Below are 20,976 nucleotides of genomic sequence, written 5' to 3' on the forward strand. Positions count from 1 at the left end.
CCATCCCGGTTCGCAATCAAACGTTTCGCCAGCCGGGCCAGGAGCCGTGACTCGTTGCTCATCTATTGCCACGCTCCGAGGAACCCGTCAGAGGTGTTTGCGATGAAACTGGATACCGGAAGGTTGAATCCTAGTCTTTTGTCCAAAACCAGGCTGGCGCTGAGTATCTCTGCTGCCGCGATCATGTTGGGGCTGGGCTTGTCCCAGACCCAGGCAGTCCCCCTCGACAACACCGATCCCCCGCCTCCTACCGACCCATCGGCGTTCACCAATCCGCCCGCCGACCCCAATGCCGCATTGAGGGACTTGCTCAAGCAGCCTCCCGCAAACGTCGGCGCCTTCGACTTACCCAATGGTGTGGCCGGTAACCGCCAGACCCCCTTGGTCGACAATGTGCTGCCACCCGATCTGCAACCCAGCTTCAATATCCCCACTAACGGTAATGCCAGCCCGGTGTTCGGGGTTCAACCGTTCACACAGAAGCTTGAGCTTTTCGAGGAGTTCGGCTCGAACAAACTGGATGCGGCCGACCCTCCATCACCTGTTCCGTTTCCGGTTCCGACGCTGGGGCCCGCACCGGCGCAGGATCCCTTGAAGGTGGCGCGTAGCGGCCCGTCGCCGGCTGCGCTGGATGCCTTTCTCAGGCAGCCAGCTTTGACGCCCTTCCCGACAGAGTTCTCCAATGTACTGGACCGCAACCCGTGGAAGGCGCAGATCGAGGATTTCCTCAATCGCCGAGTCGATTCGCCCGCAGAAGGCCGGCCACCGGGAAAAGGTTGGTCGCACCAGCGTTTCAATGAGTTTTTCCCGCGCAACGCCTTCAAGACTGTGCAAGCAGGCGCGCACGTCAACAGCGGCTTGCGTGATCGTATGCAACGGCATAACTACGCCGTGGGGGAATTTGCGCCAGGCGGGCTCTATCACAACACCAGCGGCAACCCGGCCAACGAGGGCACAACCAAGGGCATACAAGTGCAATTTCACGACAACTTCCCTGTCCAGGACCATAATGCGCTGTGGACATTCGACGGCACCTTTCCGCCCAAACTGCTGCAAGTACGCTATGGCCAGGCGATGCTGATGCGTCATTACGATGCCTTGCCCATTGACCCATCGGCCAACCGGGGCTTTGGCCTGCACACCATCTCCACCCACGAGCATAACGGCCACTCGCCTGCGGAAAGCGATGGCTTTGCCAACGCGTTCTTCTTCCCGGGTCAGTACTACGACTATCGCTGGCCGATCCAGTTGGCCGGCTATGACAGCATCAATACCAGCGCTCAGGATCCGCGTGCGGCGTTCCCGTGCGACCCCGGTGAAGAGCTTTTCGTCAACGACGCCAACCCCGGCTTCAAGACCTGCGACCGCGGCACCATCAAGATCCGTGGCGACTGGCGCGAAACCATGAGCACCCACTGGTTCCACGACCACATGCTCGATTTCACCGCGCAGAATGTCTACAAGGGCAATGCCACGATGATGAACTACTACAGCGCCGTGGATCGTGGCAACGAGTCGGTCGACGACGGGGTCAACCTGCGCCTGCCCAGCGGTTCGGGGCTGGGGTGGGGTAACCGCGACTATGACGTCAACCTGACGATCGCCGACAAGGCCTGGGACAAGGCCGGCCAGTTGTGGTTCAACCCCTTCAATACCGACGGTTTTCTCGGTGATCAGGTCCTGACCAACTGGGAGTACAAGCCCTTCCTGGACGTGCGTGCCCGCCGCTACCGTTTGCGCATTCTCAACGGATCGGTTTCTCGCTACTTCAAGTTGGCGTTGGTGCGTCAGGTCAATGGTAATGGTGGCGAGTTTCCTGGCCCGAAAAGCTCCGGGGTTTCATACAACCGGGTGCCGTTCCACATGATTGCCAACGACGGCAATATCATGGAGCACGCAGTGCCGTTCGATGGCAGCCTGGACCTCGATGGCGACGGCGACACACAGGACCACAATGCCATTTTGCCGATACAGGGCATTGCCGAACGCTATGACATCGTCGTCGACTTCGCGAAAAACGGCATCAAGCCGGGCGACAGGATTTTCTTCGTCAACATCGAGGAGCATGAAAACGGCAAGCGTCCCGAACGTGACATTCCATTGGCGGATGTACTCTCCGGGAAGTACCTGCCCGTTGTCAGGCAAACCAGCCACGGGCCACAGTGGGTCAACGGTGACCCGGGCGTGGGCGCGTTCATGCAACTGAACGTCCAGCCTTACACCGGCCAGGATGTCAGCATGAATCCGGTCGACTTCGAGCCCGCCAAGCCTGGCAAGCCCGAGGGCAAGTTCATGATCCCCCTGCCCTTGCACCGTGATGACCCTGCCGATATCGCCCGGCTTGCCCAGGCGCGGCACCGCACCTTTATCTTTGGCCGCTCCAACGGCACGGATTTCAAGCCCTGGACGATCAAGACCGATGGCGGCGAAGGCTTCAACATGGACCCGCGCCGGATTTCAGCCGCACCACAACTGGCCACTGGCCCGACACCGGCAGGGTTCAAGGGTGAAGGCACGCTGGAAATCTGGAAGATCGAAAACGGCGGCAACGGCTGGAGTCACCCGGTGCATGTGCACTTCGAGGAAGGGATCATTCTCACTCGAGGTGGCAAGACACCACCCGAATGGGAAAAAGGGGCGCGCAAAGATATCTACAATATAGGTCGTCATCCTGAGAGCCTCGACAATGTCGAAATGGCCATCCGCATCCGTGAGTTTGCCGGTACCTACATGGAGCACTGCCACAACACACAGCATGAGGACACGTCGATGCTGCTGCGCTGGGACTCTGAGCACCCGGGCCAGTTCCAATTGATGCCCACTCCATTGCCAAGCTGGGACGGCGTGAGATTCGTGGCCTCGGTTGCGTTACCGACATTCCGTACGGGAGATGGTGTGGGACCACAGGTCGAGGTCGACAATAACCAGGAAGATAGCAGTGGCAGTGGTAGCGGTAGCGGTAGCGGTAGCGGTAGCGGTAGCGGTAGTAGCGGCAGCGGTGTTAGCGGAGGCAAAGGCTAGCGGAGTCTCTGCTCAACTATCTGAGCAATGCGGTGAAGTTGACCGAGCGTGGGCACATCCTGGTTGAGGTGTGCCTGCGCCAGGCCGGCTTGAAAGTCGACGGTGCGGACATGGTTGGCAGACTTCGACGGGGACTGGGCCACCACAGTCTGCATGTTGATTTGCTGCGCAGTTACCAGCCCCACAAGACCCATTTGCTATAGCGCGAGTTACTGGATGCAGTGGCTGTCCGTGACGCGTTACCTGTTCGACGATGGTAATGACATGTTCATTCTTTGTAGTAAGCGCTAGCGTCGTCGAGTTTCAACTTCGCGGGTATCGCCCGCTTCGCCGTATCGGATCCGGTCGACAGGGGTACGCTCTGCGTGACATTGGCCATCCGGGTGATTTCCACCTGCAGCTTATCCTTGCCGAGCAGATAGTCGGCCAGCTTCTGGGAAAACGGCCAGTAGTTCAGATCGGCTGTCAGGGTCAGCGGTCCGACGGCGTCGGCCGGCACCAGGAAGGAGAACTCCCCGATATTGTAGCCCTTGGGCAGAATGCGATTGTCCGAGAGTATCTGCGTGGCATTCCAGACCTCGACGTCCAACGGATTGCCGTTCTTGTCGCCTATGTGCACTTTGAAATTTCGCGTGTTGACTTCGGTCTTGCCGTCCTTGATCGAACCCAGGCGATAGAGCTCGCGACCACTGGCATCCTGCACCCGAAAATCGATCCACATCTCCCGCCCCTCGGGAAAGCCGGTTGGCAGCTTGTGCCCGGCGCCGACGTTGGTCACTTTGACGGCTACCGAGGCGTATTGTCCGGGAATGATGGCGGCCGGCAGTTGCTGGAACGTTATTTGCGCCGCGCGCGCGAGCATGTCGCGTGCGCGTTGCGCGCCCTCCTCCTGACCAAGATGCTTGAGCATCGTCGCGTTGGCTCCGCTGAACCAATGCGAGGCGACCTCCTTGCGGTCTGGCCCCATGATCGCGGCCTTGCCCGCAAAGCCCGGCATGTGGCAACTCTGGCAGGTCACATTGTTAAGGCTGTACGTGCTCTCCTGCCATTCGTCATAAGTGCGCTCCACCGCCACGCTGCTGAACGGGTGCGTGACGTTGTGGCAGGTGCCGCAAAAGTCCGAGCGCGTGTGCAGAGCGGAATACACGGTGTCGTGATAAGGCGAAACGGCATCCTTGCGCGGGCCGAACTTGGTCGGTTTCCCGTGCGCTCGCGGGCTCAGAACATAGGCGCCGTTATCGAGGCCCGTGCGGGCACTGATGTTGTGGCAGGTGTCGCAATCGACCCCGGGCATCGGATGATTCTTCGCACTGTCTTCAATCGAGGAGCGGTTGACTTGCGATGTGATCTGCCCGGTGGTGAGACCGATCGGGGTATGGCAGCCGGTGCAGAAGTTATCGACCTTGCCCTCGGTGGCCGCGCTCGCACGCTTGAGCAAGGCCCGATAGATGGGCTCATCCCAGGCCTGGGACATCATCGACGAGCGCCACTGCCTGTAGATCTCCGTATGGCAAGCGCCACAGACCTGGGCATTGTCGAAGTCCTTCACATTCAAGACCAGGTTGCCGGTGGTATTGGCCCGATGCGGAAAGAACGGCATCGCGCCAATCACATGCATGAGCCTGGAGCGTGCCGGCTCCAGCCACTTCTCATTGTTTTGATTGTCATTGCCCTGAGGTTCGTCAGCCACCACCAGCGTTACCGTCAGCAGACAGGTTAGAAAGCACAACCGGTGCAGCGCTACCTGTGCACACGTATGTCTGGAGTGGCTCATAAGCATTTCCCCTGGACGGTTGCAGAGGATGACTGCAGTACTTCTATTGAGTAAGCCCGGTATTGAGAAGCCAGGGCTACTTCGTGATGCAAACCGATGGCTACAGGCAATCACTCAATGGAGTACTGACAGATCCACAGCATCCCGGCCCTGCACCTTGCATGAACGGGACAAGCTCACTCAGCAATTACTCTGCCAGCGTTGTATAAAATAGGCGCGGTGACCTGAAAGATCCGCAAACATTGGCCAGCGATTGAAGTAACCGGTTAATGAACATGCGAATACCGCTGAGCAATAGCCCCCATTAGTGGGGGGCTCACTCCGAATCGGGGGGGTGTCAGACGGGAGGACCAGGGTTTCTTTGCGGGGTGCACCTCGCAAATCCGGGGCCACTCACTTTACTCGATACGACTTACTCTCTGTCCTTGGTCGATCGAATGAGATTGCCCCGTAACTTCACAATGGCCTTCTGCATCTGCACGAAGTCGTCGGGATCAAGACCGGTTTGCGGGAAGCCGTCTTCGGTGAGACCTTCGCGCAGTTTTCGCCCCTCTTTGGTCAGACTGATCCGCACCTGGCGTTCGTCTTCCGGGTCGCGCTGGCGCATTAAATAACCCATCGCTTCCAACTTCTTCAGGATCGGCGTGAGGGTATTGGATTCGAGAAACAGCTTTTCGCCGAGGCTGCCAACGGTCTGGTTGTCTTCCTCCCACAGCGCAACGAGGGTGATGTATTGCGTATAGGTCAGGCCGAGCCGTTCGAGCATTGGCTTGTAGGCCTTGCCGAAGGCCAGGTTGGTGGAATAGACCGCAAAACACAGGAAGTCGGTGAGTTTGAGATCCAGGGCGGATGTCTTGTCGGTGTTTTTCATGGGCGTTCTCCTGGCTCAATCTTGCGAGACCGAAACTATACGTCGTACGCGATGGTATCGGAAGTGCGTATAAACGCCGACGGCCAGCTCACCGGGGAAATCCCCGGTGAGCTGGCCGTGTAGTGGGTTATGCCGTCAGGACGTTGATGTCGACATCAATATTGCCGCGTGTGGCCTTGGAGTAAGGGCAGATTGCATCGGCGTTGTGGGCCAACTCGGTCGCCACCCCCTGGTCCAGCCCCGGCACCCGCAGGGTCAGTCGGGCCTGGAGGAAGTAAGCCGCGCCGGTCTGGCCCAGGTCCACTTCAATGTCGACGGCGGTGTCGGTCGGCAGTGTCACCTTCATCTGTTGGGCGGCCAGCCCCACCGCTGCGATGTAGCAGGCCGACCAGGCTCCGGCGAACAGTTGCTCGGCTTTCGGGTGCGGCTGGACGGCGGTGAGCACGTGTGCCGGTGTATCGCTGCCGGGGGACGACAGCACGATATCGAGGTTGCCGTTATGACCGCGCGAGGTGTTGCCCGCGCTGTTATGAGTGGTGTGGGTTTTGCCGCTGGCCAGTACTTTTTCGATCTTGCTCATGATGATTCCCTCAGGATTACAGTGAGTTATGTTCGCGCACGCTTTTATCGCATGCGATATTAGTGACGCATCCAGGCATCACGCCGTAATAACGTTCAGGGCAACGTCGATATTGCCGCGTGTGGCTTTGGAGTAAGGGCAGATGGAGTCGGCAATGTGCGCCAGTTCGGTCGCGACATCGTGTGCCAGCCCTGGCACTCGCAGGGTCAGTCGGGCCTGAAGGAAATAGGCCAGACCAGTCTGGCCCAGGTCCACTTCGATGTCGACGGCCATATCCGTCGGCAACACGATATTGCGCTCCTGGGCCACCAGCCCCACTGCCGCGGTGTAGCAGGCAGACCAAGCACCGGCAAACAGTTGCTCGGCTTTCGGGTGCGGCTGTGTAGCGGTAAAGACGTGGGCCGGATGGGCGGAACCCGGTGACGACAGTTCGATATCGAGGTTGCCGTTGTGACCGCCGACACCGCTGTGGGTGGTGTGGGTTTTGCCGGTTGCCAGTACTTTTTCGATCTTGCTCATGGGGACTTCCTCAGGACTTGATATTTCGTGCGATTATATCGCATGCGATATTAGTGATATTTAAAAAGACAACGTTCATCAATTGGCGTGTGCAATGATCCAGTTGTTGCCGTTTTGGCCATGGGAAGCGTGAGCGGTTGAGATAAACATTGTGCGGCGGCTTCCGGTGTTCATGGCTGAGTCTCCAAACGGCAGGGGTTGTCATTACTTTTAATCGCTACCGATTAGATCGTATGCGATTGATGAATATTCAACCAAAGCCCCAATGATGTCAAAGTTTATTTTGTGCCTTGCCGATGAGCGGTAGACGCGAGATCAACCTCGCTACCCTCTCCCTTGCGGAAAGGATGATGGGCTTCTCACCGTCCGGCCCTCCGGAGCCCCCGGTTACGCGCATCGGATCGCTTTCACCCATGACGATCAACGCTTTGGCGCTGAAGTGAAATGGACGTTTTTCACTCGAAAAAAAACCGGCCATTCGAGCCGGTTCTTTGATTTCCTGAGCCCCACACACAAAAAACCCCCTCACAAGGAGGGGGTCTGATGTTTGAAAGGTTCAGACAGGTTCACCCGTCTTTTCCTGGAGCCTCGTCAGTTCAGCGCAGCGCAGGAATACCCGCAAACAACCACGAAGTTTCGTGAACCGGAGTTGCTTCGTTGCGCTTACGCGCCCACTGGGTCAGCGCCACCATCATCGCAAAGCCGAGCACGATCAACACCGGATAGGCCATCAGCAACTCGGTGAGCGAATACTTCCAGGCCAGCGGTCGACCGACACCGAGCATGGCGGCATACAACCAGGACACGCCCGACAGTGCGCCAGAGAACAGGGCAAACATTCGCACATTGATCTGTAGATCAAGCAGCGAACCGGCCTTCAGCATTGCCGGCAATACATAGCGGTGCAACAGCATGCCGTTGAACGTCAGCAACAATACAATAATAACTTTTGCTTGAAGTTTCGGATTGGCAAAATAGGTCATGCCTTTTTCAAGGTAATCAATACCTATAATCGCAGCTCCGGTGACCCACAAGAAGATCAACGCATTGGAAACAGACTTCTGAAGACTGGCCATATGTTCATTATCGTGCCCCGACGACACGCGACCTTTCAATAAGTCCTTTACCATTGCCGCGTCGCTGGCAAACACCAGGCCAATAGCTACGCAGCAAGCCAACAGGTGAACGTACACAACGCCTAAACGCAAAAACTCCATGGATTCTTTCTGGCCGATCAGGCCGATAATTGTACTAATATCCAAGATTACATCTCCACTTATTGCGGCAGTGCAAATTGACCATGCCCCAGGCATGCGAATTAATTAATTAATTGCGCCTGCACGATCAAGTTCGCATTGATTGAATCAACTAAATAATTTGGTATTACAAGAGAGAGCGACTCGCCCAGCAAGTCAGTGATGACGACATACTATCACTCCAGGTCTCAGGTAAAAAAAATCCCCATGCGCATTCCATTCAATGCAGATGAGGTATACGTCCATTTTATTAGTGAGTGCAGCGCGAACTATCAAAGGATCCGCCTGCCGGTAAATCAGAGCGAAGCATATCAAAATCGTTCACTTTTTGAGCAGTACGCTCGACAAACGGTACTAAATTCAACACCTGGAGGTACCTGTTTTCCTGGCTGAAACCTGCATAGCTACGGTGCTGAATCGATTCTCTTGGCATACCGAAAAAAAACCCGCTATTGCGCTGAACTTTCGTCGCCAGCCCCGACCAATGGCGAAAATTGCCTACTGGTCACCGGCAAATTCGAGTCGCCTGAAGGGGCCGTCGACGCGTCTCGCTCGACTCAGCCACACCCACGCTGAATCGAGGTTCTTTTTGGGCGGTGCCCCAGGCTTGCTCAAGCCAGCAATTGGGTGATCCACCGGGCCTGCCGAGCGATGTCCTGCACCGTCTCCTCGGGCACGGCCTGCTGCGCCAGGGCAAAGTGGCTCAGGGTCTTCTGTTTCTGGCGCAACTTGCGCTGCCACTTGACCAGGAACGCCGGGCTGCGGGTCTGCATCTGCAACGGGCCGAAGTACAGCTCCTGGGCGGTGTAGATCACCGGCCCTGCGCGTTCGGCGACGATGATTTCGTAGTCGAAACGATTTTCCCGCAGCACTTCCTCGCAGAGGATGCGATAGCCATTGTCCATCAGCCATTGGCGCAGTGGCTGCTCGCCGCCGTTGGGCTGCAGGATCAGGCGCTCCTGACCGCTCAGGTACGCCTTGCCACTGTCGAGGATGTCACGGATGGTTTCGCCGCCCATGCCGCAGATGCTGACCGCTGTAATCCCGTCTCCCGGCTCGATTGCCGCCAGGCCGTTGGCCAGGCGCACGGTGACTTGCGAGTCCAGGCCGTTCTCGCGCACGGTGCGGTTGGCCGCGTGGAACGGCGTCAACGCCACCTCGCCGGCCACTGCCGCCGCGATGGCGCCACGGCGCATCAAGGCCACCGGCAGGTAGCCGTGATCCGAGCCGATATCGGCCAGGCGCGCACCGGCTGGCACATAGGCGGCAACGCGCTCCAGGCGCATGGACAATGTCTGTTCGTTCAACTGCGGCCCCTTTTCACCACTAACGTCCGGCGACTTGGGCCGGATCGGGGCGTGATTCTGTCGAGCAATGCCGTGCATTTCAAATTTATGTGACCAGGGTCATGCCCTTTTCACGCAATCACTTGCGCATACACCGATCTGTCGACGTTGCCACCGGAGAGAATCACCCCCACCCTTCTTCCCGACATGGCTTCACGCTCCGAGATGAGCGCTGCCAACGCCGACGCACCGGCCCCTTCGGCAAGGTTATGGGTATCGGTGTAATACACGCGCATGGCTTCGGCGATCTGGTCATCGCTGACCGATACGATCCGGGCAGCACCTGCCGCGTAGACGGCAAAGGCTTCAGGAATCGGCTTGCGCACGGCAAGGCCGTCGGCAAAGGTGTTGGCCGAGGCGGTTTCGCAGATTGCGCCAGCGTCAAACGATAACTGTGCAGCCGCCGCCTGCGTGGAAACCACGCCAACCACTTCGGTTTCCAGACCCAGCGCATCGCGGGCGGCGATCACCCCGCAAATCCCCGATCCACAGCCAATCGGTACATAAACGGTATCCAGGTCCGGCGCTGCGTTGAACAGCTCCAGCGCATAAGTGGCGACGCCTTTGACCAGCTCGGTGTGAAACGGCGGAACCAGGAACAGGTCCTGCGCGTGCGCCAGGCGGGCAGCCTCTTCACGGGCATCATCGAAATCGCGGCCATACTCGACCACTTCAGCGCCAAAGCCGCGCATGGCGTTGTTCTTTTCTACCGAGTTACCTTCCGGCACGACGATCAACGCCTGCAAACCCAGTGTGCGAGCCGCCAGTGCCAGGCTCTGGCCATGGTTGCCGCGGGTCGCGCTGACAATGCCCTTCGCGCCCGGGTACTCGCGCTTGAGCCAGTGCATGAACGTGATACCGCCGCGCACTTTGAAGGCACCGGTAGGCGTGTGATTTTCGTGCTTGACCCACACCGTGCAACCCAACCGCTGAGCCAGCAAGGGCCAAGGGTACTGGGCTGTGGCGGGCATGACCTGGTAAACGTGGCGAGCGGCTTGTTCGATATCGTCGCGAGTCAGTGTGTGCATGAGAGGTCCCCCTGAGGTTTTGCCCAGTCTGAACAACGGCGCAGTACTCCGGCTTTCAAAAAACTGACCTGACTTTTGTCCCCCCTCTTCACTACTATGGTGTCCATGAGTCATCGAAATCGCCCGCCGCCACCACGCTTGTCCGAACCGGTCCGTCGTATCGAGGCCGGCCCTTGGGCGATCGAATTGCTCCCCGGCAGCGCCTACGCGACCCGCTATGTCGCGACCCAGGCGGGAATCGGCTTCGCCTTCGACAGCCAGCGAGGCCTGCACGCCATCGGCAGCGACCGAATACGCCCCTTCGATGCCGTGCCCAACGGCCTGGCGTTCGTCCCCGCCGGGTGTGACGTGTTGTCCGAATCCCCCCAGGGCGGCGAATACTTGCGGGTGATTCGCACCGATGGCATGGCGTTGATGGGGGATCGTGCCTTCAACAATCGCATCGACCGGCAGGCCACCGCTCTCGCGTGGCGTATGCGTGCGGCGCTGTTGCTGTCCTCTGTGGAGGACGATTGGGAGGCCTGGGCACTGGCATTGTCCGAACGGGCGACCGGTAGCGAAGCGGTGTCGACAACACCCCATGGCTCGATAACCGGCAGCCGGATGCGCTTGCTCGATGAGTTCATTGATGCAGGCCTCGAAGACCCGTTGAGCGTACCGGCAATGGCGGGCCTGCTTGGATTGTCCGAAGGGTATTTCATGCGGGCCTTCAAAAACGCCACCGGCAAAAGCCCGCACAGCTACCTGATCGACCGACGCCTCGCCAAGGCCCGTGCCCTGATGCGCGATTCGACCGCCACCCTGACGGAAATCGCCTACGCCTGCGGTTTCAATTCCCAGGCGCACATGGCGACCACCTTCAAGCAACGCCTTGGAGTGAGTCCGGCGCAGCTGCGTCAGTCTTTGGGGTTAGAGCAGATTGACAGCGAATCCCACGCCAAAGCTGACCTGCTCGGCGTGGCCAAAAGAAACTGAGGAACCCAGGGAATCGAACGGTGTCGCAGCGGTCCAACACGCGGCAGCACAATGGGCGCGAGACGCCCAACGTATTGCCTGCCGACCGCCATTGCCCATGGGAGAACCCATTGCCAGCTATTTTTTTGCGTCAAGTTTTCCGGTTAGCGATCGTGCTCTTTTGCGCTGGCACCTCGTCCTCGGTTTTCGCCTGCCCGGCCGGGCAGTATCAGGTCTGCATGGTCGCTTGTTTTTGTGCTCCAGGTTCCGAAGAGGAAGCTGGAACGATCTTCGACGACATGAACCAGATGGCGGCCTCTGGATTGCAGAACTGGATTGTGCAATCGCGCAACACCGCGGCAACCGGCGATATCCAGCCAATCCCGCTGAATATCCGGGCCCAGCTCGAACCCTACTATGACATTCAAGTGCTCGATTCGGTTCGCTACAAGGTAGGCGATGATGTGGAGCTGAACGCCGCACACACCATGCTGCAGAATCCTGATGTACGTGCGGTCACCCTTATCGACATCATCGTCTTTCGAAATCCCGAAGATGCACTTAACGATGTCGCGCTGTGGGCGCATGAGTTGAAGCACGTGCAGCAGTACCAGCAATGGGGCGATCGCGAGTTCGCCACTCGTTATACCCGTGATTACGAAGCCGTCGAGGCGCCTGCCTACGAGATTCAAGCCCAGGTAGCCAGAACGCTACGAGCCAGCCAGGCTCGGGCAGAATCGCCTCGGCTTCCTTGAGTTCAAAAGGTCAAGCCTGGTCAGGTCAACATGGAAAGGTGGCACCGCCCCTTCTCATGCGGATTGTCTGCGCCAGGTGCCGGGGGATGTGCCGAATTGGCGTTTGAATGCGCGACTGAACGCGGCTTCGGAGTCGTAGCCAACGGCAAAGCCGATTTGCGCCACATTGCCGCGACCTTCGCGCAACTGTTGAGCCGCCACGTGCATGCGCCACAGCGTCAGGTATTGCATCGGTGGCTGTCCGACCAATGCCGTGAAGCGCTCGGCGAACACCGAGCGCGACATGCCCACCTCAAGCGCCAGAGCTTCTGCCGTCCAGCCTTCGGTTGGACGCGCATGCAATAGCGCCAGTGCGCGCCCGATATGCGGATCCCGCAACCCCGCCAGCCACCCACGCCGCTCAGCGGGAAGGCTGGCGACATACTGGCCGACGGCTTCGACGAATAGCAGCTCCGATAGCTTGGCGATGACCGTTGTCGAACCGACGCGGCCCGCCGCGATTTCACTGACAGCAAAACGAAAGGAGCTTTCGATCCAGGTGCCCGAAGCCGTCGCGCGCAAATCCAGCTTCAATAAGGAAGGCAACGACGAAAGCAACGGACTGAAGGGTGTTTCTGAACCGAGGAACCCGCACAGCAACTGCGTAGCCTCGCCGCCCCCGCCGTACTTGATCCGTGATATGCCGCCGACTTCTGGCGGCTGGATGACTTCTCTGGCCGGCATGGGCGCAATGCTCAGGTCGCTGCCAAAAGAATGTGCGTCGTTGCGAGGAAGCAAAACGAGCTCGCCTGCCCCTACCTCGATGGCGGCACCACCGTCGATTTGAATTTGCATGCGCCCAGCGGCGACAAAGTGCGACGCAATGATGTGTCGAGGTGCCACCAGGAACGGCTTGCAATCATCCGCCGAGATTCTGCCGTTGATGCACCAGGGCGCAGTGAGCTCCGCCTCGAGGAAGACCCCTCCAGACAGCCGAATCACACGCAACACATCAGAAAGCGCATCCAACACTTGACCGCCCTCCTTTCCGGAGTCCGGAGCAGGTTTTCAGGCGCACCGGTCATTCACCGCCTGAACTGCGACGCCTAGATTAGCACCAACGCGGAATCAGCGATCGAAACTGCCCCAGAGGCTTCACCCAGGGTCATTGGCTCCGACGTCAACCGAAATTGCCCCATTCCAACGCCACCAGGGCAGCAGGAGATCCATATGAACAGCGTCGTTACCCTACCCGGTTCAGCGTCAGGCAACACCGCCCGTTATGCGCAAATGGTCAGGTCATCGAAAAAGTCCGAATGGCAGATCGATCGCGATCTGCTCCAGGACCGCAGTTTCGACTTCTCGCGCAAATTCCTCCCCGACGGACTGTCGCAGGTCGACCGCCTGACCTTTCTCGATGCGGCCCAGGCGCGCCTGCTCAGTCAGATCCAGGGCCGGACCTATGCATACATCTTTGGCCTGGTCGAGCGCTTTATCAGTGCCAAGATGCTCGATCAGGGTCGGGCCCATGTATTTGACAATCAACTGGCCCTTGAAGCGCTGGTGCGTTTTTCCAACGACGAGATCAAGCACCAGGAGTTGTTTCGGCGCATGGAGACGATGATGAGTTCGAAGTTGCCTGCGGGATATCGTCAGGTTGCCGATCCAAACGAGGTGGCGCGCTCGGTACTGGCGGCCAGTACCTGGTCGGTGCTGGCGCTGACCTGTCACATCGAGCTGTTTGTTCAGGCGCACTACGTGCAAAGCATCGCCCCGCGCGAGGAACTGTGCCCGTTGTTCAAGGATGTCTTCAAATTCCACTGGAAGGATGAAAGCCGGCACGTCGTACTCGATGAACTGGAATGGCAGGACGAGCACGCGAAACTCTCGTCGGCCGAGCACGACCAGGCAGTGAATGACCTGATTGCGCTGGTAGCGGCCGTCGACGCGATCCTGCAGGCACAATCGGCAGCCGATGCCGACTACTTCATCAGTCATGCTTCACGATCGTTCAGTGTCGATGAGACCGCGCAAATCAAGGCCTGCGTACTGAGCGCCTACCGCTGGCAATACATTATCTCGGGCGTACGGCATCCACACTTCGGTCGACTGCTGACGCAGATGACAACGCCAGCACAGATGTCCAGGATCCAGACCGCTCTGGCCCCCATCATGAGCAATTGACCGACAGCGCGCGACAGACTGCTCGTCGGTCGCGCTGCGGGACGACGTGCTGACAATGAACCATCGAGGATGGCGGCCATGACGATACCGATGTGGATGCTGCTTGGGTTTGCGACCTGGACCTTGCTGCTATTGATGGCAACCGTCGGGGTTTATCGCTGGGTCGCAATCCTGTTCTCGAGTGTTCCGATCGCCTCTTTCCGAAGCGATCGGCTCGAAGGCGAAGATTGGTATCGCCGCGGGACAAGGGCCCACGCCAACTGTGTGGAAAACCTGCCTGTGTTTGGCGTCATCGTGTTCGTGATTACAGCCCTTGATGTCAACGGCGCCGCAGTGAACTACTTGTCCACACTCGTCCTGATCGCTCGCGTGTGCCAGTCATTGGTTCACGTCTCCCATGAGCAAACCAATGCGTTCGTGGCGGTTCGGTTTGCCTTCTTTAGCGTTCAGTTGGTGTGTTTTCTAGCGCTCATTGTCATAGCCGCTTGTTATGGCATATGAACAGGTGCCCGCTAATCCTCAAATCGCCCCGTGCCGTCTCGATCGCGCTCGTAGTGTCGGGTGAGTGCAAACGCCGGCAACCAGGCCTCGCGCCGCACAGTCCAGCTCTCGTAGGTTGGCGTCAACTGGTCAGGGGCATCCAGAGATCCAAGGTTCACCTCGACTTCGTCTGCGCTGCGTGAGAACACCGACGAACCGCACTGCGGACAGAAGTGCCGCCCGGCGTAGTCACGCGTTTCGCCCTCGATTGTCACGGCATCCTGATGAAATATCGCGGACGCGTGGAACAGCGCCCCATGGTGCTTGCGGCAGTCGAGACAGTGACAAACGCCAACCCGGAACGGGCGCCCCGACGCGACAAGACGCACTTTGCCGCACAAACAACCGCCGGTGAATCGGTCCATTCGGTGCCTCCTTCAGGCCGTCCGAAACGGCGTATCAGCGTGGGAACAGGAACGTCACGGCGATGCCAAAACCGGCGTTGCAAAGGGTTAGCGTAGGCAACTGTGATCGATGTGCAATTTGTCCCGACCGTGTGTTTAACAGTTTTTGAGAGTTATTGATTCGGATTATCCCGCCGCTACGGGCAGCATTCGGCCCGCATTGACCGGCGTGCAAGCACCTGCTTTGCGTAACCGACTGGCAAATACCAATGCCTGAAAACAAGGCGCCCGGACCAATGCCCGGGGCCAGGTCGGAACCCGAATGACAACTTTCATCACTTGAGAACCAAACATATGGGCATGTCGAATAAATGGATTGCGGGTATTGCTTTGAGCTGTGTATTTCAGGTCGGCTGTGTCTCGCAAGTCGCGCAGCAAGAGCAATACTCGGGCTTCCTGGGCAATTACCAGGGCCTGGAGGAGCAAACTACGCCAAGTGAGCAGAAAGTATTGCGCTGGGTATCGCCAGGGTTCGATCCACGCGCGTATTCCACAGTGGTGTTCAGGCAGATGGAACTGTATCCATCGCCGCAGCCGACCGCGCGCGTCAGCCTGAAAACCCTGCAAGACCTGCAATTGATGGCCAGCAACAGCGTCAAGACCGCCTTTGCCCGCCGCTATGCGATCGTCCCTTATCCACAGTTGGCGCCGACCAATTCACGGTCGCTGATCCTGCAGGCGGCGATCACTCACGTCAGCGCCAACAACGAAGGCATGCACTGGTATGAAGTCGTACCAATCGGGGCCATTGTCGGGGCGACACAAGCAGCCACCGGGCACCGGGACCAGACCGCCGAGATGTACATCGAAGCCAACCTGATCGACGCCAAAACCGGTTTGCCGGTAGCGAAGATCGTGCGCAAGGTGTTCGGCGAGACCATCAAGAATGCCAAGCAGCCGATTGTTGCCAATGACTTCAAGGTTGCACTCAAAGGCATGTCAGACGATATGCAGGCCCTGCTCCTCAAGCACTGACGTTCAAGCAAACCCCATCGCAAGCGTGAAAGTGCCTGCCGTCCACCGGCATTGGATGGCATTGCAAGCAAACCGGCATGGGGTTTCGACGTGGCGCCACGCCGCGTTTTCCCTCTGACAAACCGTTAGCCGTGCCGACGCCTGACGCGAGACTCGATGATGAAAATTCTGGCCCATACCCTGGCGATCCTGATGCTGTTGCTGAGCACCAGCGCCCTGGCGGCAACCGTGATTCCCCTCAAAGGTCAGACCTCCCAGACCATCCAGCAGGACACCAGTGCCTGCCAATCCCAGGCCAACGCGCAGCATCCGGTGCAAAGCACCGTGCCCTCCGGTGGTCGGGTCAAGGGCGCCGCAACCGCTGCGGTAGCCGGTGCGACGGCGGCGGAAGTTCGGGGCCGCCAACATGAAAACGTCTATGACCAGATCGACGACGATACCCGCCAAGACTATCGCCAGAACCACGCACGCAGTGCCGCGGCTGCCGGCGTCGTCGTGGGGGGCGCCAGGCAACGTCAGGCGCGCCGGGAGAATCTGAGTGAGAGCGAACAAAGCATCACCGCCAACAACTCCGTCTACAGCAGCTGCCTGCAACAACGTGGCTACGATGTTTTGCCTTGATCGATGACGACAACGGCGTGAAGAACCAAAAAAAAGCCCCGGGCCCTTCATGAAAGGACTCGGGGCAAAGTCGTAGAACGAGAGGTGAGGATCGTTGACGCCGCGAGAAACAAACCGTGAACACGCAACGTTCCTCGAGATCCATTTAAATCGGTAACGTCCCTGGTTAAAAGCTAATAAGAATCAAAAATAATCTTTCACACGCCAAGTGCACAAGAACACCATCATTGATTTGTATCCTGATAGTTCAGGCTGATACAGAAACCTGGCGCAACAGCGAGGTTAGTTCATTGAGGGGTGGCCGCGCGCCCCCCCCCCCTCCTGCCCGAGCTTGCAGTTTTCGGATAGCGCAGTTAATCCATTCCAAGCATTATTCATGGTGTCCAAATCGAAAACCATGGGTCATCCAGCAATGCTTTTCCTTTGTATGATTGAACGGATACCTCTGACAGACAGGGCTGTTTGCCGAACTGCACGCCTCTGAAACGAGCCAATCCAGCATCGTAAATGCAACACACAGTGCACCTTCCGCTGGGCCCTCATCTTCGTTCACTTCCCAGACCAGAATGTACCGAGCCAAATCCGGCCCCTATACTCAGGCCAGCACCGCCTGAACGGAAGATTTCTATGAGTTACACCTTCAAGTTGAAAAATGGCGCCGTCGCGGTGTTCGACCCGGACAGCGCCATGCTTTCCATTACAACACCCCATGGAGATGTACAGAATTCCACGTTAGGTAGAGCTGAGTCGCGCCTGTTGGACCTGCTGCTCATGGAGCCAGGTGTCACTAAAAGCCGCGATGAAATCATCGACTACACCTGGAATGACCGCGTGGTTGCCTCCGGCAGTTTGAATCAAACGGTTTTCTCACTACGCAATATTCTCAATGACAGCCGGGATCACGAGATCTTGATGACTGTTCCTCGACGAGGATATTGCTTCAACCGGCAATGTGTCGTCGATGCACAAGCAGATGTACCGGCACCCCGGGAGGAAACAACGCAGCCCCCCGCCCCCATCGCTGAGCAACTACCGCCGGCTGGGAGTGATGGGCTGCTTGCACCCTCAGGTAAAACCAATGAATCCGCGCGCATTACAAAAGCCCAGCTGATCGCTTATATCGTTACGCTGGCAGTCGTTGCCTTTACTGTTTTTCAATTCGACTTCGACGCGCCAAAAATTGAAATTTCCAGTACCGACAAGAATGGGCTGGTCATACACGCCGTGGGCAGCGATCTTGCCGAGGCGCAAGCGCTGATGGAGTTGTCCGCCAAACAAACCGAACAGCTGCCACCAAACCTGAAGGGCCAGGTCTGGATCAACCTGTATAAAGCCAATTATTCCGTTTCGTGCATCCGCCAGGATCTAAGCACTGCAAATCTACAATTGAACAGCAGCGAAAGGGACCTCGCCTTGATGATTCGTCAATGTCTGGAAGTCACTTTATGAAATTTGAAATTTCGCAAGCGGTTCACTGGCCTCTTATAGGCTTGATCAATGCACTGTGCATTTTCTCTTTCGTTTACTCACCTTCGCACTACATGGAAAATATCAGTTACCAGACAAAATCCCGACAATGGCTGGAAGATCTCAACCAACTCAACACCGAAGAGTACCTCACTATCGGGCATGGCAGGCTCACGGGGACCACGCTGGAAAGCCTGAATGGGAAAATCCGCAACGCGACCATCTCAGCGAACATAATCGGAGAAAGCAATAAACACGTCGAGATCAAAGTCAGCAACATCAAGCTCAGCCAGGACAATGAACTTTTTGCCATTGAAAAGACCCCTGACTTGTTCTTTAGACGTCAATACGTCTTGCAAGAAGGCGCCATTCTGAACTACGAGTTGATCCCGACCCAGGATAAAAACGCGGTGTGTTTTTACATCCATGAACTTGGCCGTTTGCGCTGCATGAACCATTAATCGGCCTCCCGAACGGGCTCGACACCCGCCTGGCAAAGGTTCACATCAAAGAATTTTCAAACAAAAATAATACTTATTGATTTGAATCAAACGTCTCCCCCGCCAAAAATCCCTCCTCGATAATCCTTGGAATCGAGCCCGCTTGATTCTCGTCCGGGACAATGCCCTACAGAGGGAATCAAGTGAACACCATGCATTTCCTGCGAGCCCATAAATCGACGACTTTCAGATTCCTGGGGGTCTTGTTTCTGTCTGCCATTCCACTTTATTCGTTGGCGCACGACGAGCACTCCGTCGAAAGCACGACCATTGAATATTATGAAGTTGAAACAAGCCCGGATGACAGCCAGAAACTATCGCATCTGAAGATTCACAGTGAGAATGAGTATCATACAGACGAGCAGAGCAGTGATTCTACTCTCCCCGCCCCACCACAAAGTGACACAGGCATGAGCTACGCCAGTTCGCTCATACTTCTATGAGGGGCGGGCAAACGCTGACTGGCCTCTTCTGACGACCTGACAAATATGAGTTATTGACTTTGGCAGGCACCATCGAAGTGAGATTATTTGCAGCCCAAGTCGTGGCAGAGATGCAGCTGACATTCTGCGCTGCCTGAATAAACTGTTAATAAGGAATCGCCTCGATGCTACTGAAAAACTTCGTCACCGTGTCGTTTGGTTTATTGCTTTCTCTCAAGGCCATGGCCGACGACAAGGGTGTCTACAGTGCCAAATTGACGAGTGTCGAAACCAACAAAAAGGCCCCAACTACTGTGAAAACTGGCTATCAGGTAAAAAACGGTTATCGTATTGACGACTTTTACGCCTTTACAGCAGCAGCCATTGACCCGATGAAACCCCAATCGCAGATCTTCAGTTCGAAAATCGATCCGCGCAACGTTCAACACATGGACGACTCACCGTTGGACAGCAAGTACGCATTTTCGGCGGAACTGGAACTGATCCGGGGACTCTGAAAACCCGTTCAAAGCCAATGACAATGGGGTCGATTTCACCGACAGCGAGAACGCCCAATCGCGCATCTTCTCCATGACTGCCCGTCAGGCTTGACCCTTATCATTTAACAGATGAGCCTTCAATTTCATGAGTATCGCACCGCCCGACGAGATCTTTCATTTGTCCTCTGCCTTGCCGAGCCAACTGAATAGAACAATAGGCAAATGGGAAATGAGCCTTATTCCGACCGAGCATGAAGCGCGCATTCGGCAACACAAACTCTTTCACAGTCCGCAACTGCAGTGCAGTCGCCTTGAGTTCGACTCATCCGTGACGCTGGTCAGTTCTGTCCCTGCCGGATTCGTGACATTCGCCATCTCCCAGGCACCGATTGGCCGCCCCGTCGTAAACAATCAAAAACTACGGCCTGACGAAGTCATCGTACTGCACAGTGATGAACCGGTGCATTACACCTGCGAACCGAATGAAACACTTTTCACCATCACCACGACACTGGAAAACTATGAGCGGTGCCGCCAACATCACTCTGTCATAGATATCCTTGCAAACAGAACACAACACCGCTTCCAGGCTGAAAACTTTCAATTCATACAATCGGCCATTCAAGCCATCAGCGCGTGCTGTGTCGACATCAACGACGCTGCTTCAGCACAGCGCAGCGAAACAGAGGGTTCGACGATTGAAAGTGCGGTACTCGCTTCTCTGTTGCAATCGTTGACGCCCGCTGGCCGCTTCATCCGCAAAGTCCCGACAAGAAGAAAGGTGGCGATACAAGCCATACAGTACATCCATGAAAACACAAAAAAAACGCTCACTATAAAATCGCTGGTAAGGCAACTGGAAACCACCACTCGCACTTTGCATTTTGGCTTTATTGAAACGTTCGGGATATCGCCAATCGCTTATATCAGAAACTTGAGGCTCGCAAGCGCCCGTCGCGACCTGATCAATAAAACGTGGCCTACCGTCACAGAAACCGCGATGTTTTGGAATTTTCACCATCTGGGCCGGTTTTCCAAGGCCTATCAACTGGCTTACGGAGAGACGCCGTCGGAAACGGCCAAGCGCAACTCGGCCAGGCCAAGGAACACGACCTCATCTGTTTACAACCAGGTCGTCGGGGATAGAAATTATCGTTAACAGGCGTTTATCAAAGCCCCGAAAATGATGATTAATGATTTCCCTTGATTAACCACAAGTTTCCACAATTGCTTATTTGCCTACTCAAGGAGATAAGCATGCAACATCGAATAAACACACT

21 protein-coding genes are annotated in these 20,976 nt (G+C 56.9%); 11 read left to right on the top strand and 10 right to left on the bottom strand.

The window, feature by feature from the left end; all coding sequences use genetic code 11:
- The first annotated feature begins 102 nt into the window (after window positions 1-102).
- Entirely contained in the window at window positions 103-3,021 is a 2,919-nt protein-coding gene (locus tag AC1Q6Y_RS08990) for a multicopper oxidase domain-containing protein (protein ID WP_492624421.1), read from the top strand.
- 268 nt (window positions 3,022-3,289) lie between these two features.
- On the opposite strand, the gene AC1Q6Y_RS08995 is transcribed toward AC1Q6Y_RS08990, so the two are convergent.
- From AC1Q6Y_RS08995 to AC1Q6Y_RS09030, 8 genes are all read right to left on the bottom strand, one after another.
- Complete coding sequence (locus tag AC1Q6Y_RS08995; protein WP_492624422.1) at window positions 3,290-4,795, bottom strand: multiheme c-type cytochrome; 1,506 nt, start codon at window positions 4,793-4,795, stop codon at window positions 3,290-3,292.
- A 412-nt stretch (window positions 4,796-5,207) separates the two neighbouring features.
- Complete coding sequence (locus AC1Q6Y_RS09000; protein ID WP_057714893.1) at window positions 5,208-5,666, bottom strand: MarR family winged helix-turn-helix transcriptional regulator; 459 nt, start codon at window positions 5,664-5,666, stop codon at window positions 5,208-5,210.
- A 127-nt stretch (window positions 5,667-5,793) separates the two neighbouring features.
- The gene (locus tag AC1Q6Y_RS09005) at window positions 5,794-6,246 is read right to left on the bottom strand and encodes an Ohr family peroxiredoxin (protein WP_057714894.1); all 453 of its coding nucleotides are present in this window, start codon (window positions 6,244-6,246) and stop codon (window positions 5,794-5,796) included.
- A 78-nt stretch (window positions 6,247-6,324) separates the two neighbouring features.
- Entirely contained in the window at window positions 6,325-6,765 is a 441-nt protein-coding gene (locus AC1Q6Y_RS09010; protein WP_492624423.1) for an Ohr family peroxiredoxin, read from the bottom strand.
- Window positions 6,766-7,036: 271 nt separating this feature from the next.
- Window positions 7,037-7,243, bottom strand: a complete 207-nt coding sequence (locus tag AC1Q6Y_RS09015) for a hypothetical protein (RefSeq protein WP_057714895.1) — start codon at window positions 7,241-7,243, stop codon at window positions 7,037-7,039.
- A gap of 118 nt (window positions 7,244-7,361) precedes the next feature.
- Complete coding sequence (locus tag AC1Q6Y_RS09020) at window positions 7,362-7,982, bottom strand: hypothetical protein (RefSeq protein WP_154909283.1); 621 nt, start codon at window positions 7,980-7,982, stop codon at window positions 7,362-7,364.
- A gap of 650 nt (window positions 7,983-8,632) precedes the next feature.
- Window positions 8,633-9,328, bottom strand: coding sequence for a tRNA (adenine(22)-N(1))-methyltransferase (locus AC1Q6Y_RS09025; protein WP_305734407.1), 696 nt, complete (start codon window positions 9,326-9,328; stop codon window positions 8,633-8,635).
- A gap of 110 nt (window positions 9,329-9,438) precedes the next feature.
- On the bottom strand, window positions 9,439-10,395 hold the full coding sequence (locus AC1Q6Y_RS09030) for a threonine dehydratase (RefSeq protein ID WP_492624424.1): 957 nt from the start codon (window positions 10,393-10,395) through the stop codon (window positions 9,439-9,441).
- Window positions 10,396-10,491: 96 nt separating this feature from the next.
- Between AC1Q6Y_RS09030 and AC1Q6Y_RS09035 the strand changes: the two genes are divergently transcribed.
- A complete protein-coding gene (locus tag AC1Q6Y_RS09035) occupies window positions 10,492-11,370 on the top strand; it encodes a helix-turn-helix transcriptional regulator (protein ID WP_492624477.1) in 879 nt (292 codons plus the stop codon).
- A gap of 110 nt (window positions 11,371-11,480) precedes the next feature.
- Complete coding sequence (locus AC1Q6Y_RS09040; protein WP_492624478.1) at window positions 11,481-12,104, top strand: eCIS core domain-containing protein; 624 nt, start codon at window positions 11,481-11,483, stop codon at window positions 12,102-12,104.
- A 54-nt stretch (window positions 12,105-12,158) separates the two neighbouring features.
- On the opposite strand, the gene AC1Q6Y_RS09045 is transcribed toward AC1Q6Y_RS09040, so the two are convergent.
- Window positions 12,159-13,115 carry an AraC family transcriptional regulator gene (locus AC1Q6Y_RS09045; RefSeq protein ID WP_057714899.1) on the bottom strand — a complete coding sequence of 319 codons (957 nt, stop codon included), beginning with the start codon at window positions 13,113-13,115 and terminating at the stop codon, window positions 12,159-12,161.
- Between the two features lie 198 nt (window positions 13,116-13,313).
- Here AC1Q6Y_RS09045 and AC1Q6Y_RS09050 point away from each other — a divergent pair, with 198 nt between their 5' ends.
- On the top strand, window positions 13,314-14,267 hold the full coding sequence (locus AC1Q6Y_RS09050; protein WP_492587013.1) for a hypothetical protein: 954 nt from the start codon (window positions 13,314-13,316) through the stop codon (window positions 14,265-14,267).
- Between the two features lie 78 nt (window positions 14,268-14,345).
- Window positions 14,346-14,768 (top strand): MAPEG family protein, encoded by a 423-nt coding sequence (locus tag AC1Q6Y_RS09055; protein ID WP_057716609.1) that lies wholly within the window; start codon window positions 14,346-14,348, stop codon window positions 14,766-14,768.
- An 11-nt stretch (window positions 14,769-14,779) separates the two neighbouring features.
- Here AC1Q6Y_RS09055 and AC1Q6Y_RS09060 read toward each other — a convergent pair whose 3' ends face one another.
- On the bottom strand, window positions 14,780-15,172 hold the full coding sequence (locus AC1Q6Y_RS09060) for a GFA family protein (protein WP_057714901.1): 393 nt from the start codon (window positions 15,170-15,172) through the stop codon (window positions 14,780-14,782).
- Between the two features lie 333 nt (window positions 15,173-15,505).
- On the opposite strand from AC1Q6Y_RS09060, the gene AC1Q6Y_RS09065 reads away from it, so the two are divergent.
- The 6 genes from AC1Q6Y_RS09065 (at window position 15,506) to AC1Q6Y_RS09090 (ending at window position 20,855) form a co-directional block, all read left to right on the top strand.
- Window positions 15,506-16,186 (top strand): DUF3313 domain-containing protein, encoded by a 681-nt coding sequence (locus tag AC1Q6Y_RS09065; protein ID WP_057714902.1) that lies wholly within the window; start codon window positions 15,506-15,508, stop codon window positions 16,184-16,186.
- Window positions 16,187-16,345: 159 nt separating this feature from the next.
- Window positions 16,346-16,807, top strand: coding sequence for a hypothetical protein (locus tag AC1Q6Y_RS09070; protein WP_492624479.1), 462 nt, complete (start codon window positions 16,346-16,348; stop codon window positions 16,805-16,807).
- 627 nt (window positions 16,808-17,434) lie between these two features.
- Entirely contained in the window at window positions 17,435-18,256 is an 822-nt protein-coding gene (locus tag AC1Q6Y_RS09075) for a winged helix-turn-helix domain-containing protein (protein WP_492587011.1), read from the top strand.
- Window positions 18,253-18,735: a hypothetical protein gene (locus tag AC1Q6Y_RS09080; RefSeq protein WP_090455109.1), complete on the top strand. Its 483-nt coding sequence runs from the start codon at window positions 18,253-18,255 to the stop codon at window positions 18,733-18,735. Before AC1Q6Y_RS09075 ends, AC1Q6Y_RS09080 begins: the two co-directional genes overlap by 4 nt.
- 646 nt (window positions 18,736-19,381) lie before the next feature.
- Complete coding sequence (locus AC1Q6Y_RS09085) at window positions 19,382-19,714, top strand: hypothetical protein (protein ID WP_057714906.1); 333 nt, start codon at window positions 19,382-19,384, stop codon at window positions 19,712-19,714.
- Between the two features lie 127 nt (window positions 19,715-19,841).
- Window positions 19,842-20,855, top strand: a complete 1,014-nt coding sequence (locus AC1Q6Y_RS09090) for a helix-turn-helix domain-containing protein (protein WP_492624425.1) — start codon at window positions 19,842-19,844, stop codon at window positions 20,853-20,855.
- The last annotated feature ends 121 nt before the right edge of the window (window positions 20,856-20,976 follow it).

Source organism: Pseudomonas sp. GW823-FHT06E10, assembly GCF_058794995.1.